Source organism: Enterobacter chuandaensis (genome assembly GCF_039718975.1).
Lineage (GTDB): Bacteria > Pseudomonadota > Gammaproteobacteria > Enterobacterales > Enterobacteriaceae > Enterobacter > Enterobacter chuandaensis.
On record NZ_CP097173.1, the window covers coordinates 166,900 to 183,830 of the forward strand.

Below are 16,931 nucleotides of genomic sequence, written 5' to 3' on the forward strand. Positions count from 1 at the left end.
AGCATTCTCCTCAGGACGTTACGTGACGCTGGCGCAGGTCGGTGGCAATGCGCGACATCATTGGGTTGTTAAGCCTGCACCAGCGGATAGCGACCGCCAGCAGCAGGTGGAAAAGGGCAGGCAGCAGCGTCTCCATGGCGGTGATGCCCTGCAGTGAGGCTGGCGTCTGGTTGCCCGCGCCTGGCTGATAGGCCACGGCAATAAACACCAGGCTGATAATCCCGGCGCTGGATGCCCACGCAAGCTTGATGAAAAACAGGTTGAAGGCGAAGTTCATGCCCGACGAACGCACGCCGGTTTTCCACTCGCCGTAGTCATCGGCAAAGGCCATTAGCGAGAAGTGCAGCGGCAGGGTGAAGCCCAGGATCACGCCGTTGCTTAAAATGACGATCAGCCAGAGCGTCTGGTGCGCCGGGCCACCCGGCAGGAACCACATGCCCACCGCAAGCGCCGCGAGCACCAGGTTGGTGTAGTAGTAGAGTTTGACGGTATCAATTCGGCGCGACAGCGGGTTGACGATCACCGCGCCCAGAATGGCGGCAAAGGTCACCATCGTGAAAAACAGCGAAGTGTACGCCGTGCTGCCCTGAAGCACGTAGGTGATGAAATACATGTACCCGCCGCCGCGAATGTTGAAAACGTTGATCAGCAGAAACGACATCACCAGCATCAGCAGCAGCTGATCGTTTTTACGCAGGCCCGCCAGATGCTCGCGCAGGGTGAATTTGCCCATCAGCGCCAGCGGGACGCGCTCGCGCACCCAGAAGAAGCAGCACAAGAACATCACCACGGCGATGGCGCACAGCACGCCGACGCCGAGCTGATAACCCCTGGCGGCATTGCCCTGGCCCAGCTCCGCCACCAGCCACGGCAGGCCAACGGAGACCAGAAAGCCTGCCACGCCGCACAGCACAAAGCGCCAGGACTGGCAGGAGATGACCTCGTTGTGGCGGGTGGTCATGGTGTTGATCAGCGCGCAGTAGGGCACGTTGATGGCGGTATAACCCACGGACAACAGCAAATAGGTGCCGAACGCCCAGGCGATTTTCACGCCCATGCTGGCTTCCGGAACGGTGAAGGTCATTACGCCGATAACGCCTATCGGGACGGCGACCCACAGCTGCCAGGGACGAAAACGCCCCCATCGGCTCTGCGTGCGGTCAGCAATCACGCCCATCACCGGATCGGAAATCGCGTCGAACACGCGAAGGGCAATAAACAGCGTACCCACGAGTGCAGGGGTGAGGCCAAATACATCGGTATAGAAAAAGGTCAGAAAGTTCATGATCAGGCAGGTAATCACCGTGCCGCCCGCATCACCCAGGCCATAGCCAATTTTTTCGCGGACGGACAACCGGTCATCTGCCGCGCCTTGTGTCACGTCTGATTCTGTAATCGGTGTGGAAGTCATGAAGTAACTCCTCGGAGATCGAATTTATTATCGTATTTATGCAAGGTACCTCTTTATTCTGCATCGAACGGGAAGGCCAACAAGGGAAGGGAAAAGTATAAAAAGGTGACGATTCCGACCTGATGATAAAAATGTGATTCCGATCGGACAGATATTCGAATATTGATTAATAATCAACGTGTAAGTCGAATATTAACGGCAATAAAAGCGGAATGGTGAATATCCATGCTCGAATTATCCATAGCGCTTCCGATTAAGGTTCAAAATGGCGGGCTATTTATCTCCCGCGGAGTGGGCCGCCATCCTGCGCGAAAATTAACGTCGTGGGAGATTATTTTTGTCGAAAAAGGGACATTAACGATCCAGGAAGAAAATCATGTTTTTGTCGTTAATGCGGGAGAGAGTTTGTTGCTCTGGCCGCAGCGTCGGCATGTGGGCGTGGAGGATTTCCCGCCGGATCTGCGTTTTTACTGGCTGCATTTTGAGGTGGAGCCGCAAGATTCTACGTTACCCAACGCGGCTCCTCTGGCAATAGAACAACACTGTCGCGTAAGGGATGCGGAATATGTGATTGCGCTCTTTCGGCAATTTCTCAGCGAGCAGGAGAAATTACAGCGCAGCCTGGCGCTGGAGATGATTTTATTATTGATTTTACAGCAGGTGTCGAACTCTTCAGGATATGAAGACAGCGCCGATCAGGCCGGCGCGGCGATGGCATGGAAGGCAAAACAGCTTATTCGCACGCAGTTTCATTTACCGATATCCACCTCGCAGCTGGCGAAAGCGTTGCACTGTAATGCGGATTACCTCGGGCGCGTCTTTCGCCGGACATTCCATTTAACCCTGACGGAGGCGATACATCGCCAGCGCGTCAGGGCGGCGGAAAAACTGCTGCTCAACGACGCTGCGTCATTAACCGAGGTAGCAGCGCGCTGCGGCTTTAACGACGTGGGGTATTTCCGGCAGATATTCTCGAAGCACACCGGGTTAACCCCCGCCGTCTGGAAACGGCGGTACTGTAAGGAGCATATTAACTCCGGTTGATTATTGCCCGTAATAGGCATTCGCCCCGTGCTTGCGCAGATAATGCTTGTCCAGCAGCGCCTGCGGCATAGCCGGTAACTGTGGCGCGAGCTGGCGTGAGAACAGGCCCATATAGGCGCACTCTTCCAGCACGACGGCATTGTGTACCGCATCGGCAGCGTCTTTACCCCAGGCGAACGGGCCATGGGAGTGAACCAGTACCGCCGGGATCTGCATCGGGCTGAGATCGCGCTCCTCGAAGGTTTTAATGATCACTTCGCCCGTCTGGTATTCGTATTCCCCTGCAATTTCTGCCGTGGTCATCAGCCGCGTGCAGGGGATCGCCCCATAGAAATAGTCCGCGTGCGTTGTGCCCCAGGCGGGTAAATCCTGGCCCGCCTGCGACCAGATGGTGGCGTGGCGGGAATGGGTATGTACAATGCCGCCAATCTCCGGGTAACGGCGATACAGTGCCAGATGGGTTGGTGTGTCAGAGGAGGGTTTTTTACTGCCTTCGACCATCTGTCCGGTGGCGATGTTCACCACCACCAAATCCTCCGCCGTCATCACGTCGTACTCCACGCCGGACGGCTTGATCACCATCATGCCGCTTTCGCGATCTATTGCACTGACGTTGCCCCAGGTAAAGGTCACCAGCTGGTGGGCGGGCAGCGCCAGGTTTGCCGCCAGCACCTCGGCTTTGAGTTGTTCTAACATGTCATGCCTCCTTCCTGCATACGGGCTTCAATCCAGCGGCGTGCCTGAATGATCTCCAGCACCGGCTCTTTGGCTTTTTCGGTCCACATTTCAATCAGAAACGCGCCGCGATAGTTCAACTGATTCAACGTGTTAAACACGCCGACAAAATCGACGCAGCCATCGCCAAACGGCACGTCACGGAACTGTCCGGGGCTTTGCGCGGTCACGGGCTGGGTGTCTTTCAGGTGAATAGCAGCAATGCGGTCAATGCCCAGCGTCAGCTCGGCGGTAACGTCGTTACCCCACGCGCTGAGGTTGCCGACGTCCGGGTAAACGCTGAACCACGGCGAGGCGAGCATGTCGTCCCACTTCTTCCACTTGCTGATGGAATTCATAAATGCGGTATCCATGATCTCGACTGCCAGCATCACCTGTGCGGCGGCGGCCTGCTCGACGGCCCAGGCCAGTCCTTCGGCAAAGCGCTGCTGCGTGCCTTCATTGTGCTCTTCGTAATAGACGTCATAACCCGCAAGCTGAATAGTGCGAATGCCTAAGTCGCGTGCCAGCCTGATGGCTTTGGTCATGATCTCACGGGCGCGCTGGCGCACCGTTTCGTCGCGGCTGCCAAACGGGAAGCGACGGTGGGCGGACAAACACATTGACGGGATCGCCACGCCCGTTTCGAGCATGGCTTCGACCAGGGATGCACGCTGCGTGGTGCTCCATTCAAGGCGCGATAAACGCTCGTCGGTTTCATCAACCGACATCTCAACGAAATCGAATCCGCAGCTCTTCGCCAGGACCAGGCGTTCCGGCCAGGAGAGATCTTTCGGCAGCGCTTTTTCATAAATACCTAACGGATGTTGACGCATGGTTACGCTCCCCAGATATCGCGGATTTGCGAATGGAATGCCTGTGCCACCTGCGGCGGATTGGCAGCGCCTGCCAGCGCGCGCCCGGCGATAAACGCTTTCACGTTGATTTGCTTAAACAGGGGGAGATCGGCAGGCGTGATGCCGCCGGTAATTGAAAGCTGTAAACCGATATCTGAGAGGGCTTTCATTCTGGCGAGATCCGCCTCGCCCCACAGCTGACCGCTGGCCTGCGCGTCTCTTCCGCGGTGGTATATCGCCTGTTTTACGCCGATACGGTGCCATGCGCGCGCGTCGTCCAGCGTCCAGTTGCCAAAGAGCTCTATCTGGATTTCTCCCCCGCAGCGCAGTGCCACCTCGTGGCCTCGCTCAACGGTCGCCAGCGGGGCGGCGCAGATGATGGTCATCCAGTTGGCGCCCGCGCCAAACGCCTGTTCTGCCAGCGTCTCCCCTGCATCGGCGACTTTCCAGTCCGCCACGATAATTTTCTCCGGGCACTGTTTGCGCAGCTCGCGGACGGCGCTTAGCCCTTCGGTCAGGCATAAAATGGTACCTGCTTCGACGATATCGACGTGATCCGCAAGCAGGGCAACATCGCGCTGCGCGGCCTGAAGTGAGGTGTGATCGAGCGCCAGCTGCAGTAATGGTCGGCTCATAGGTCGTGCTCCTTAACCTGGGCGTGATAGCCCTGTAATGCTGAAATCAGTAACTGGTAGCGGTGATATTTGCGTTGATAGGCCGCATGGGCGCCCATGTCGGGTTCAATCACCCGGATATCATGTTTAAGGGCGCGTTGCGCCGTGTAGAAATCGGGATAGATGCCTGTACCGACCAGTGCGGCCAGCGCTGCACCGGAACAGCCAGTCTCTTCGACCTGGGGTAGTTGAATTGTCAGACCGCTGACGTCCGCAAGCATCTGCATCCACACGTCCGAATGGGCCGGGCCACCCGTGACGCGCAGTGCCTGCACCTGGGTAAAGCGCTCAAGCATACGGTTAAGATGGGTCATATGGCTGAACACCACGCCTTCGTAAACCGCCTGTAGCAGGTGCGCGCGAGTGTGCAGCACCTGCATGCCGTAGAAACCGCTGGTCATCTCCAGCCCGGCGTTGCTGCCGTAGAGGAACGGCAGGAAGAACAGATCGCTTCCGGCTTTTGGCAGACCGGCGACGGCATGGTTGATTTCATCGAATGACATATCGCCCCACTGCGCGGTGAGCCACTCAAGGTTGCCGGAGGAGGTGGGGCTGGCTTCGTGAACGATATACTGCTGCGGATGAACGTAGCGGCCATAGACGTAGGGGAACGGCTCGCTGTCGCGGATGCCGTGCGCAATCCCGCTGGTGACGGCCCAGGTGCCCATCACGGCATTCAGCGTATGTTCGTCGTGCAGACCGGCGCAGATCGCGGTGGAAACCACATCAAACAGTCCACCAACGACGGGCGTGCCCGCCGCGAGACCGGTCAGGGCGGCTGCCTGAGCGGTGATTTCCCCGCAAATTTCTGCTGAGCCGACAATCGGCGGCAGGGCGCCGTCAATTTCGCTGATACCGAGCCAGCGCGTAAGTTGTGGGTTGTATTTCCCGGTATTCATGTTGTAGAGGTTGGACTCGGAGATATTGCTCTCCTCGCAGCTTTTCACGCCGGTCAGACACCAGCGCAGATAGTCGTGCGCCATCATTACGCTGCCAATCTGCTGGTAACGCTGCGGTTCGTTCTCTTTGACCCAGCGCAGAAGCGAGGCCGGGTGCCCGGTCCACAGCGTCTGGCGCGTATGCGGATAGAGCTTTTCGGGAATGCCGTCCTGTTGCCAGCGTTGCACAATCTCCAGCGCCCGGCGGTCAGAAGAGAGCATGGCGTTGCCCAGGGGGCGATCCTGTTTATCGAGAAGAAACAGTCCTTTACCCTGCGCAGAAATGCCGACGCCTTTGATCTGCTCTCCGTCTACGCCTGAACGTTTGAGCAGCGTGGCGACGGTAGCGTGGCAGTGCTCCCACAGTGACGGCATATCCCGCTCCGCATAGCCTGCGCGCGGGCTGAGCGTGGCCACCGAGCGACGTTCGATACACACTTCCTTTCCCTGGCGGTTGTATAATCCGGCTTTCAGATAAGTACCGCCACAATCGATACCCAGCCAGAAGGGCTCTTTTTCACTCATCTTTGACTCTCTCGTCTTGCTCCCTCTCCCCGTGGGAGAGGGCTGGGGTGAGGGCATCAGGCCGCACGCTTATGCGGATTCACCGTGGGATTGGGTTCTGCTCCGGCATCACATTTCGCTGGTAACAGCAGTGCCAGCAGCGCGGCCAGTGCCAGAGAAATCGCCAGGCAGTAAACCCCCGCGTCTTTGCTGTACAGCGTAATCAGTACGCCTACCGCATAAGGGCCGCAGAATCCGCCGAGGTTGCCAAGCGCATTGATCACACCGCGCGCACCGCCTGCCATTTCGGCGCTGAACAGACGTGCAGGAATCGTCCAGAACACCCCAGCGGCGGACTGCAGGAAGAACCCACAGCCGACCAGGGCGGCATAGGCCAGCCAGGTGTTTGCTTTCAGCGCCACGGAGAGGAACATGCAAAGCGCGAAGCCAATCAGCGGCAGGGAGACAAACAGCTTGCGCTTGCCGGTGCGGTCAGAAAGCGTAGAGAACAGGAACATCCCCGCAATGGCACCGATGTAAGGCAGAATGGCGAGCATCCCGACCTGGCCGATGCTGGTGTGCGTCAGCTCTTTCAGAATGGTTGGCAGCCAAAGGGTGTAACCGTAAATCCCGGTCTGGTAGAAGAAGTTCAGGGCGATTAATTGCCACATGGTTTTGTCTGACAGTACCGCGCTGAGAGAGGCATTTCTCACCTCTTTTCCGGCAATGGCCTGCTGTTCAGCGGCCAGCGTTTGCACCAGATAGTTTTTCTCGGCCTCTGAGATCCAGCGGGCTTCCTGCGGACGGTCATAAACGGTGAACGCCCAAAGCACCAGCACAACGATGGACATCAGCCCTTCAATGATGAACAGCCAGCGCCAGTCGAGTGCGGTGATGATCCAGCCAGAAAGCGGCGCGGTGATGATCCCGGCAATCGGCACGAACATGATCACAATCGCGTTGGCGCGGCCACGTTCGGTATCGGGGAACCAGTTACTTATCATCGTTAACACAACGGGCAGCATCCCGCCTTCCGCCACACCGAGCAGGAATCGCAATACCAGCAACTGATACTGGTTGGTGACAATACCGGTCAGGACTGAGATGACTGCCCAGGCGACCAGGGACCAACCTATAAACTTCTTGCCGCTACCATGAACAGCAATCTTGCCACCCGGAACCTGCAGGAACAGATAGCCGATAAAGAAGATCCCGCCTGCCAGGCCTGCCATGGTGGCGGAAATACCCAGTTCTTCATCCATGCCACCGGGCATCGCAAAAGCGATATTTACGCGGTCCATATACGAAATAATACAGGCGATAAGAATAGGGGGAATGATTCTTAGCCAGCGCTGGCGCGGAATATCCGCATGTAGAGCATTCGTTGAAATATTCATGGTTAATGTCTCAGTGAATGTAATCGGAATACGTTTTTATTTTTATTGTGTCGCTTTATTCATAGCGCTAATGCCGTCACGCAAAATGGCGATGCGATGGCTGACATCAGCATTAGCATTTATTTCCAGTAATTTAATACCGGAGAATTTCAATGTTGCGGCGCTCGCCGCAGTAAAGAGTGATGTAGCCTGTTCAGTCGTCATTAAACTGTCGGCACAGAACGAAGAAAACGGCGCGTGCAGATCCTGCCACTCCCCATATTCGCCGCAGGTGGTGGTGCCGGAGAACATCAGCGCGCCCAATTTTCCGGCTTTACATGCGGCCTGAACGTGTTCAAGCGGAACGGTGGAATTACGCCCTTCAATGGCTGACCGTGCCCAGTTGATGCAGACGTTGATGTCGGTGTCTTTCACCACCTCCAGCACCTGTTTTAAGGGCAGGAAACCCTTGCGCGGTGCCGGGCCGTTCATGGCATCGCAGTGTTCCAGCACCAGATCGCAATCCCAGTCCCAGCCCGCGATTTCCCGAATCGAGCGGGAAAACGCTTCGGTAGCCTGTTCGACGGATGTATTCCCGGCCTGCGGCGCCGCCTGCATTTCCAGGGCTATGACTTTTCCTGGAAAACGTGCATTTACAGCGTCAATTTTCTGGTGCAGATGCCGGTAAAAGTCTACACATGTTTTACGCTGCGCTTCGTCGGCTGACGCCAGGCCAAACGCGCCGTTCGTGCCACGACGGCGCATGGTTTCCATCACCGCCGTGACGACGATTTGCCACTCGCCCGGCGTATGACGGAACAGCCACTCGTCACCAAAAGGATGAAGGTTTTCCAGGCAAGGTTGTTCCAGCCCGCGTATATACGGTGTGTCGGAAAGTTCCCGCCAGAAGGATTGTTCTTCTTGTTCCCCTTTCTGGTGAAACGAGGGTGCGCAGGGGTACGCACCAATAATAAAACCGGTGTTGGTCATTTCGCGTTCCTGTATTTGTCAGAAAATTACAATAATTCGCTGATTGCCACTTTCACCACAATTTTACGAATTACCGTTTCCTTGTTTTTAATACAGGCAGGACGATGCTTATCCTGCGGGAAAAATATGGCATAACTGCCGGGTGTCATTTCGATAAACGACTCATTTTCGCTGTCGTGATAAAAAATAATATCTCGTTGTTCCAGTAATGATTCGCTTATTTCGTTATTTCCGGTATCAATAGCGATACCGATTTTCTCTTCACCCCAGGCCAAAAACTGAATATCCAGATAGCGGCGGTGCACTTCAGGACGGTTTTCGTGTTGTTCCTTTGTGGTGAGGTCGAGCACCTGGGCAAAAATAGTGCGGCCTTCAATTTCCACCACGCCTGGCGCCAGGGTGGTGAAATCCGTAGTGCGCAGAAAATGAAGCGCTTTTTCAATCGCCAACGGCAGGCGACACGGATTGGGCTGGGAAATATGTCCGAATATCATGGTCCACTCCTTACAGAGACTGGATTTTCGCCCATACACTGTCGTCAATGGTGATGCCGTTGCGACGGTTCTCTTCCTGCAGACGCGTGAATTCATGTCCCGGCAGACGAACGGCAACATTTTCATCAGCGCGTTCGGCGGTAGTGATGAAGTCCATGATGCGTTGCAGTTTTGCATCGCGGGTTGGCCCGTCGATCAGGCGATCCACTTCGATGGCGATAAAGATCTGCGATACGCCATATTCGTCGCTGTTGTCCTGGGTCACTTCTGCGACGGAAGATCCGTTCGAGAGCAGGGTGGCGATCATGTCGAGCACGATGGATAAGCCTGAACCTTTCCAGTAGCCCATCGGCAGAATACGGCGGTTTTTCTCAATCACGCCAGGCTCTCGGGTGAGATTGCCCTCGTCGTCAAAGCCGCCATCTACAGGCAACTCGCGCCCGGCCAGGCGGTTCACTTCCAGCATGCCGTAGGAGAACATCGACATCGACATATCGACCATGGTGATGGGATTCGACGGGATAGAGACGATCAGCGGGTTTGTGCCGATGCAGCATTCTTTTGATCCCCATGCGGGCATAACGGCAATGGAGTTGGTCCAGCAAATTCCAATATAACCTTTCTCAGCCGCCTGCCAGCCGTAGCTGCCGCCGCGCATCCAGTGGTTGGCGTTACGCAGCGCCACCAGGCCGATACCGTGGTCGGAAGCCAGTTCGGTGGCGCGATCCATCATCTTTTTCGCCGTCAGGTTGCCAATGGAGCGTCGGGCATCCCACTGTTCGATGGCGCCTAATGAGGTCACCCGCTGTGGCTGGGCGTCAGGAATGATGTCGCCAGCATCCAGTTGCTGAATAAAACGCGGGAAGCGGTTTACGCCATGCGAGTAGACACCGGATTCGGTGGTGCGGGCAAACATCTCTGCGCAGGCATCGGCAGTCTCCACTTTTACGCCGCGATCGAGCAGAACCCGATTGAACGCCGCTTTCAACTCTTCGAAGGTCACTTTCATCCCTGTTCTCCTGTTTTTTAGGGGTAATTGCGAATGCTTTTTTATCGCTAAATTTCACTATGCGAAATCTGATTTCAAATATAGCGATCAAATTTTGTCAGATCAACGACATTCATGTTTTTCAAAAACCATTAAAATCAAATGGTTGTGTTTTTTCTGTTGAGATCGTGAACTAAACCACACTTTGCGCTACCATCAGGAGCGCGATAAAAAGGAGTGATTTGATGAGCATGAAAGAGAGCGAAATAACGCAGGAAAAAGAGAGGCCAGCAGGCAGCCAGAGCCTGTTTCGCGGCCTGATGCTGATTGAGATCCTCAGCAACTACCCGAACGGGTGCCCGCTTGCGCATTTATCGGAACTGGCAGGTTTGAATAAGAGCACCGTCCACCGGTTACTCCAGGGACTGCAGTCGTGCGGGTACGTTACCCCGGCGCCAGCGGCGGGCAGCTATCGTCTGACCACTAAATTCATTGCCGTCGGGCAAAAGGCGCTGTCATCGCTCAACATTATTCACGTGGCGGCCCCGCATCTTGAGGCGCTGAACATTGCCACTGGCGAAACGGTGAACTTTTCCAGCCGGGAAGATGACCACGCGATCCTAATCTACAAGCTTGAACCAACAACCGGCATGCTGCGTACACGTGCTTACATCGGCCAGCATATGCCGCTCTATTGTTCTGCAATGGGCAAGATCTATATGGCCTTTGGTCATCAGGATTACGTGGCGAGCTACTGGCAAAGCCATCAGGAACAGATCCAGCCTTTGACCCGCAATACCATCACTGAACTGAGTGCTATGTATGATGAGCTGGCGGAAATTCGCGATCGCAGCATGGCAATGGATAAAGAAGAGAACGAGCTGGGTGTCTCCTGTATCGCCGTGCCGGTGTTTGATATTCATGGTCGCGTGCCGTATGCGATCTCCATTTCGCTGTCGACGTCCCGGATGAAGCAGATTGGCGAGAAAAACCTGCTCAAGCCTCTGCGCGAAACGGCAGAGGCGATATCAAAAGAGCTGGGTTTTAACGTGCGTGAGGGGTAGCGTGTTACTGACCGCCTTCGTGCCACGCTTTTTCAATTTCTTCAGCGAGAATTTTGACGCCCGCTTCGATTTTTTCCGGATCGGGCACGTAGTTCATGCGCATGCACTGGTGCGTATGCGGCCAGGGCTTATCCAGACCCGGGAAGAAGTAATCGCCCGGCACCATCAGCACGCCGCGCTTTTTCAGGCGCTGGTAGAGCAATTCTGTGGTGATCGGCAAATCCTTAAACCACAGCCACAGGAAAATCGCTCCTTCAGGTTTGTGGATCAGGCAGCGTTCTTCCGGTAAGTAGCGGCGAAGCGTCGCAATCGTCTCCTGAACGCGCTGGTAATAGAATGGCTTGATGACGTCATTAGACAGACGCAGCAGGTCGTTGCGCTTGATCATTTCGCACATCATCGCCGGGCCGATACCGCCCGGTGAAAGGCTGATAATGCCGTTCATATTGGTAATGGCGGTGATGATTTTCTCGTTGGCGATGATGATACCGCAGCGGCTGCCCGGCAGACCCAGCTTGGAGAGGCTCATGCAGAGGACAATGTTCGGGTTCCACAGCGGGCGTGCTTCGCTGAAGATAATGCCCGGGAACGGTACGCCGTAGGCGTTATCGATAACCAAAGGGATGCCGTGCTGATTCGCCAGGACATCCAGCTTCATCAGTTCGTCATCGGTAATCACGTTGCCCGTTGGGTTAGTCGGACGTGATACGCAGATCATGCCCGTCTCTTCACCAATATGCAGGTGTTCAAAATCGACGTGATATTTGAACTGGCCTTCCGGCAGCAGCTCGATGTTCGGGCGCGCGGAGACGAACAGATCCTCTTCCAGGCCGGAATCAGCATAGCCGATATACTCCGGGGCCAGCGGAAACAGCACCTTTTTGGTGGTGCCATCGGCACGACGCCCTGCGAACAGGTTAAACAAGTAGAAAAACGCGCTCTGGCTGCCGTTTGTTAGTGCAATATTCTGTGGTTCGATATCCCAGCCCAGCTCTACACGCAGCATTTTGGCAAGGAGAGACAGCAGCTCGGTTTTACCCTGCGGACCGTCGTAATTGCAAAGCGCCTCGGTTGCTTTGCCGTTTTCCAGCATCTGCGTCAGTAGCGTCTGGAAATAGGTCGTCATCTCCGGAATTTGCGCCGGGTTTCCGCCGCCGAGCATGATGGCACCCGGTGTGCGCAGCCCGTCGTTGAGATCCTCCATCAGGCGAGTAATACCTGAATGGCGGGTGAATTTGTCGCCGAAAAGTGAAAACGTCATAGCAGGTGTTCTATCGAGCTTATTTTGAAAGTGGGTAACCATAACGCTAGCACCGTGCTGGTGCAAATCGGGGGATGTGGTCGGATTTGTTGTTTTGTATGGCGGAGTTGGATTTGGGGAGTGAATAGTTCTGGTGGGTTTTCCACCCCTCACCTTAACCCTCTCCCCAAAGGGGAGAGGGTTAAGGTGAGGGGTGGGGGAAATTATTGATTACCCGCCCATACCACCATCACCTTATCGCCATTATGCTCACGCACAAAGCCGTACCCCTCTTTTAGCGACAGCGTGGTTTGCTTGCCTTCACCGATCGCCGGATGGCGGGCGCGGAACTGGCCCAGCGTTTGCCAGTGGGCGACGGTTGAGGCCTGCTTGCCCGTGACGTCCTGCCAGTTCATATCCGAACGGGTACCCTGCAGCGGGTCGGACCCCGTTGGGCCGAACGGACGCTCTGATTCATCCCCGTAATAGATTTGTACGCTGCCCGGCGCGAGCAGGAGCAGCTCGGCTGCGCGCTGGCCTCCTTCGCGGAACAGGCGGGTATCGTGTGAGGAGAGATAGCTCAGCACGTTGAAGCTTTGCAGCTTTTCCGCCATCTGCTGCCAGGTAAGATCCATGTCGGCCAGGCAATCCACCGCTTTTGCTGCCTGCTCCTGATAATCAAAGTTGATCATCGCGTCGAAACCGTGGCGGTAGTAGTCGCTTTGCATCACCCCGTGGCCCCAGGACTCGCCGGTCATCCAGAAGGGCGCGTTATCGAGCTTTTTGTCCGGGTTGGCCCCTTTCCACGCGGCCAGCGCCTGGCTTGCCTGATCCTTTAACTGTTGCCATGCCGCAAGCTCAACGTGCTTCGCGGTGTCCACCCGGAAACCGTCGATGCCGTAGTCGCGTACCCACTGGCTGAGCCAGTGGGTGAGGTAGTCGCGCGGGGTATATCCCGGGATGGCCTTCGCGTGGGTATCGGAATTGTGCTGATAAAAGTTGGGTAATCCGGAAGGGACGGTGGATTCCGTTTTCAGATCCGGGAGAAACGCCAGCGACATGGTCAAATCGTCGAAGCCGGGGTTGTCGTAATCACCGATGTCGGTGCGGATCCATTTCTTGCCCCACCATTTTTCCCATGCGGCTTTGTCGCTAAAGTTAATGTAATCGTTGAAGCTATGCCAGCTTTGGCCCGCGCCCGGCTTCCAGTCTGTCCAGCGTTCGCCCAGGGTTTTTTTTAGCTCATCACCCTGCAGATACAGCGCGCCAAACTGGTACGCCTGCATGTCCGCAAGCGTCGCGTAGCCCGCGTGGTTCATGACGATATCGAACAGGACGCGAATGCCGCGCCTGTGCGCTTCATCAATAAGATGGCGCAGGTCATCCTCGGTGCCCATGTTGGCGTCGAGCTTCGTCCAGTCCTGGGTGTAGTAGCCGTGATAGGCGTAGTGTGGGAAGTCTCCTTTGGTGCCGCCGCCTACCCAGCCGTGGATCTGCTCAAGCGGCGAGCTTATCCAGAGCGCGTTCACCCCCAGCTGTTGTAAATAGTCGAGCCTGCTGGCGAGCCCTTTGAGATCGCCACCGTGAAAGGTGCCAATCTCCTGCATGCCGTCTTTGTGGCGGCCATAGCTATTATCGTTGCCCGGGTCGCCATTCACAAAGCGGTCGGTCAGCACAAAATAGACGGTGGCGTTCTGCCAGCTAAACGGCGCAGGTTTGTCGGTTTCGGCGCGCTCAAGGAGCAGCAGGCCATTACTGCCCGCGGCGGGCTGCAGGGTTATATTTCCATTCTGTACCGTCGCGGTCTGTTTGCTGTAGAAGTCACGCACCACGGTGCCTTCCGGGAAGGTATGGCTGACGTCCAGCGTCAGCGGTTTACCGTCCCACTTCGGGCACTGGCGGATAACGCTTGCAACCGGCTGTTCTGTAGTACTCTGAATTGTCAGCAACAGGGTGGGCGTGCCGGATCGGGTATCAATCCGCATCTGGTATTCACCGTCGCGGAAAAGGCGCCACGGCGGCGGAGACCCGTCGCAGGGCTTGAGCGACAGCATCTCATTGAGTTTTATCGCGTCAGCAGGCTGCCAGCACGTCTTGTCAAAACTCAGCGTCAGAGGACGCGTACCCTTCGCAAGCTTTGCCTGGCTGGTAAAAACTCCGGTGCCTTCGGCGTTAAATGCGTCAAACCCCGGCGATGACCAGTCAGCATGTGCCAGAGCGGGTAACATCAGAAAAGCTAATGCGGTGCGTTTCATTCCATTTTCCTGTCGCGGCATTTTTGACCAGTGTGCCATCAGGTGGAGGGTAAAAACTCATCCCCCATCGCTTTCTGCCAGGAGGACGCGTGAGGATGAGTGATCCCGCGCAAAATGAGGCAGTTATCTGCGATAGCGCACACATTTTTTCAGCAATGATGTTTTTATGAGCAAGTTTCAGGTGACATAGTTTCGGATTTGGACTATTTCTATACGTGCTCTTGAAGTCTATTTTTGATATGATTTGAGATTCCGCTCTCAAATTTGTGAAAAAATAAGGTGTTGGGATGATTACATCCGACCAGGAGACCTAATGATATCGACTCCCATTCGACGATATGGGGCTGCGATACTCATGTTACTCACCACGGCATTTTCGGGTGAGGTGCTTGCGAAGACGCACACGGATACAACGAGTAAGAAAGCCCACGTAATAAAGACGACAAGTAGTAAGGTTAGCAGTAAACAAGAGTATTCTCGCAATAGTGCAAAGAGTAGTTCACTTCCTGATTTGCGAAAATACCCTTCCGGAACACCAAGAAAAAAAGCGTTTCTCCGGACGGTAATGCCTTACATCACAAGTCAAAATGCCGCGATTACGGCAGATCGAAACTGGTTGATTTCCAAACAGTACGATAGCCGCTGGTCGCCGTCTGAACGCGCACGTCTGAAAGACATCACGAAGCGCTACAAGCTGAGCTGGAACGGTAACACGCGCCGCGTGCCGTGGAATGCGCTTCTTGAGCGTGTGGACATTATCCCGGGCAGCATGGTTGCGACCATGGCAGCAGCCGAAAGCGGCTGGGGAACGTCTAAGCTGGCGCGTAACAACAACAACCTGTTCGGCATGAAGTGTGCGAAAGGGCGTTGTAATAATGCGCCCGGCAAGGTGAAGGGCTATTCTCAGTTCGAATCAGTTAAAGATTCCGTGAATGCTTACGCGGTGAATCTTAATACGCACCCGGCCTACTCATCGTTCCGTAAATCACGCGCTCAGTTGCGTAAAGCGGATCAGGAAGTGACGGCCAGTACGATGATTCACAAGCTGAAAGGGTATTCCACTAAAGGACAGAGCTATAACAACTATCTGTTCGCGATGTACCAGGATAACCAGCGCTTAATTGCCGCCCATATGTAATCTCAAAACAACGCCTTCCACTGGAAGGCGTTTTCTTTTCTAGATCAGCACTTCGCTGTGGCGATCCCGATACTCTTTCGGCGTGGTGTCATACTCTTTGCGAAACACTGAATAGAAATACTGCAGCGACGGGTAGCCGCACATCTGCGAGATTTCGTTGATCGACAGTGACGTGGAGACGAGCAGGCTGCGGGCCTTCTCCAGCTTCTCCGCATGAATGACGGCATGGATGGTTTCGCCCACTTCTTCTTTGAAACGCTTCTCCAGATTCGAGCGGGAAATGCCCACCGAATCCAGCACCTGATCGACCTTAATCCCTTTGCAGGCGTGGTTGCGAATATAGTGCATGGCCTGAATGACGGCCGGGTCGCTTAAGGAGCGATAATCGGTTGAGCGGCGCTCAACGACGCGGACGGGTGGCACCAGCAGTCGCTGAAGCGGTAGAGCCTCTTTATCCAGCAGACGGTGCAACAGCTTCGCCGCCTGATAGCCCATCTGACGTGTGCCCTGGGCAACGGAGGAGAGCGCCACGCGAGACAGATAACGGGTCAGTTCTTCATTATCAATACCAATCACGCACAGTTTTTCGGGCACCGGGATGTGCAAATGTTCGCAGACCTGCAGCACGTGGCGGGCGCGGGCGTCCGTCACGGCAATAATCCCGGTCTGCGGCGGCAGCGTTTGCAGCCAGTCCGCCAGGCGGTTTTGCGCGTGCTGCCAGTTTTCCGGCGCGGTCTCCAGCCCCTGATAGACCACGCCGCGGTACTTCTCCTGCGCGACCAACTGGCAAAACGCGTGCTCGCGCTCGACGGCCCAGCGTTTGCCGCTGGTGGCGGGTAACCCATAAAATGCGAAGCGATGGACACCTTTCTCCTTTAAATGGAGAAAGGCGGCCTCGACCAGGGCATGGTTATCGGTAGCGATATAGTGAACCGGGGGATAGTGTTCGGGTGAATGGTAGGAGCCGCCGACGCCCACTATCGGGACGTCGACGTCGGTCAGCAGTTGTTCGATGACGGGATCGTCATAGTCAGCAATGACGCCATCACCCAGCCAGTCTTTGATGTTCTCCAGACGGGTGCGAAAATCTTCTTCAATAAAAATATCCCATTCGGATTGCGACGCCTGCAAATATTCACCCACGCCTTCAACCACCTGACGGTCGTAGGCTTTGTTGGCATTGAATAACAACGTAATGCGGTGACGCTTTTCAAACATGGCTCGCTTCCCAATTAAGTCACAAT

General features: G+C 55.5%; 15 protein-coding genes. 3 read left to right on the forward strand and 12 right to left on the reverse strand.

The window, feature by feature from the left end:
* Nucleotides 1–10 precede the first annotated feature (10 nt).
* Nucleotides 11–1,411: an MFS transporter gene (locus MX657_RS00805; RefSeq protein WP_080329866.1), complete on the reverse strand. Its 1,401-nt coding sequence runs from the start codon at nt 1,409–1,411 to the stop codon at nt 11–13.
* A 225-nt stretch (nt 1,412–1,636) separates the two neighbouring features.
* Here MX657_RS00805 and MX657_RS00810 point away from each other — a divergent pair, with 225 nt between their 5' ends.
* Entirely contained in the window at nt 1,637–2,455 is an 819-nt protein-coding gene (locus MX657_RS00810; RefSeq protein ID WP_346806985.1) for a helix-turn-helix domain-containing protein, read from the forward strand.
* Here MX657_RS00810 and araD read toward each other — a convergent pair whose 3' ends face one another.
* Genes araD through yiaK form a run of 8 tightly spaced genes read right to left on the reverse strand, consistent with a single transcriptional unit; the run spans nt 2,456 to nt 10,011 of the window.
* Nucleotides 2,456–3,151: an L-ribulose-5-phosphate 4-epimerase gene (gene araD / locus MX657_RS00815; RefSeq protein ID WP_346806986.1), complete on the reverse strand. Its 696-nt coding sequence runs from the start codon at nt 3,149–3,151 to the stop codon at nt 2,456–2,458.
* Entirely contained in the window at nt 3,145–4,005 is an 861-nt protein-coding gene (locus tag MX657_RS00820; protein WP_346806988.1) for an L-ribulose-5-phosphate 3-epimerase, read from the reverse strand. Before MX657_RS00820 ends, araD begins: the two co-directional genes overlap by 7 nt.
* Before the next feature lie 2 nt (nt 4,006–4,007).
* Nucleotides 4,008–4,661, reverse strand: a complete 654-nt coding sequence (gene ulaD / locus MX657_RS00825; RefSeq protein WP_218728073.1) for a 3-keto-L-gulonate-6-phosphate decarboxylase UlaD — start codon at nt 4,659–4,661, stop codon at nt 4,008–4,010.
* Entirely contained in the window at nt 4,658–6,163 is a 1,506-nt protein-coding gene (locus MX657_RS00830) for an FGGY-family carbohydrate kinase (RefSeq protein ID WP_346806991.1), read from the reverse strand. The genes ulaD and MX657_RS00830 overlap by 4 nt, the downstream gene beginning before the upstream one ends.
* A 56-nt stretch (nt 6,164–6,219) precedes the next feature.
* Entirely contained in the window at nt 6,220–7,539 is a 1,320-nt protein-coding gene (locus tag MX657_RS00835) for an MFS transporter (RefSeq protein ID WP_346806992.1), read from the reverse strand.
* Nucleotides 7,540–7,581: 42 nt separating this feature from the next.
* Nucleotides 7,582–8,508 carry a DUF4862 family protein gene (locus MX657_RS00840; protein ID WP_346806994.1) on the reverse strand — a complete coding sequence of 309 codons (927 nt, stop codon included), beginning with the start codon at nt 8,506–8,508 and terminating at the stop codon, nt 7,582–7,584.
* A gap of 26 nt (nt 8,509–8,534) precedes the next feature.
* A complete protein-coding gene (locus MX657_RS00845; protein WP_346808585.1) occupies nt 8,535–9,002 on the reverse strand; it encodes a YhcH/YjgK/YiaL family protein in 468 nt (155 codons plus the stop codon).
* Nucleotides 9,003–9,012: 10 nt separating this feature from the next.
* A complete protein-coding gene (gene yiaK / locus MX657_RS00850) occupies nt 9,013–10,011 on the reverse strand; it encodes a 3-dehydro-L-gulonate 2-dehydrogenase (RefSeq protein ID WP_346806996.1) in 999 nt (332 codons plus the stop codon).
* Between the two features lie 224 nt (nt 10,012–10,235).
* Here yiaK and yiaJ point away from each other — a divergent pair, with 224 nt between their 5' ends.
* The gene (gene yiaJ / locus MX657_RS00855; RefSeq protein WP_217479256.1) at nt 10,236–11,054 is read left to right on the forward strand and encodes an IclR family transcriptional regulator YiaJ; all 819 of its coding nucleotides are present in this window, start codon (nt 10,236–10,238) and stop codon (nt 11,052–11,054) included.
* A gap of 4 nt (nt 11,055–11,058) precedes the next feature.
* On the opposite strand, the gene avtA is transcribed toward yiaJ, so the two are convergent.
* Together avtA and MX657_RS00865 are read right to left on the reverse strand one after the other, a co-directional pair.
* The gene (gene avtA / locus MX657_RS00860; protein ID WP_346806998.1) at nt 11,059–12,315 is read right to left on the reverse strand and encodes a valine--pyruvate transaminase; all 1,257 of its coding nucleotides are present in this window, start codon (nt 12,313–12,315) and stop codon (nt 11,059–11,061) included.
* Between the two features lie 203 nt (nt 12,316–12,518).
* Nucleotides 12,519–14,549 carry an alpha-amylase gene (locus MX657_RS00865; protein ID WP_346807000.1) on the reverse strand — a complete coding sequence of 677 codons (2,031 nt, stop codon included), beginning with the start codon at nt 14,547–14,549 and terminating at the stop codon, nt 12,519–12,521.
* A 313-nt stretch (nt 14,550–14,862) separates the two neighbouring features.
* Between MX657_RS00865 and MX657_RS00870 the strand changes: the two genes are divergently transcribed.
* A complete protein-coding gene (locus MX657_RS00870) occupies nt 14,863–15,687 on the forward strand; it encodes a protein bax (protein ID WP_119916611.1) in 825 nt (274 codons plus the stop codon).
* A 39-nt stretch (nt 15,688–15,726) separates the two neighbouring features.
* Here the strand turns inward: MX657_RS00870 and xylR are convergent, their stop codons facing one another.
* Complete coding sequence (gene xylR, locus MX657_RS00875; protein ID WP_028015065.1) at nt 15,727–16,905, reverse strand: D-xylose utilization transcriptional activator XylR; 1,179 nt, start codon at nt 16,903–16,905, stop codon at nt 15,727–15,729.
* Nucleotides 16,906–16,931 lie beyond the last annotated feature (26 nt).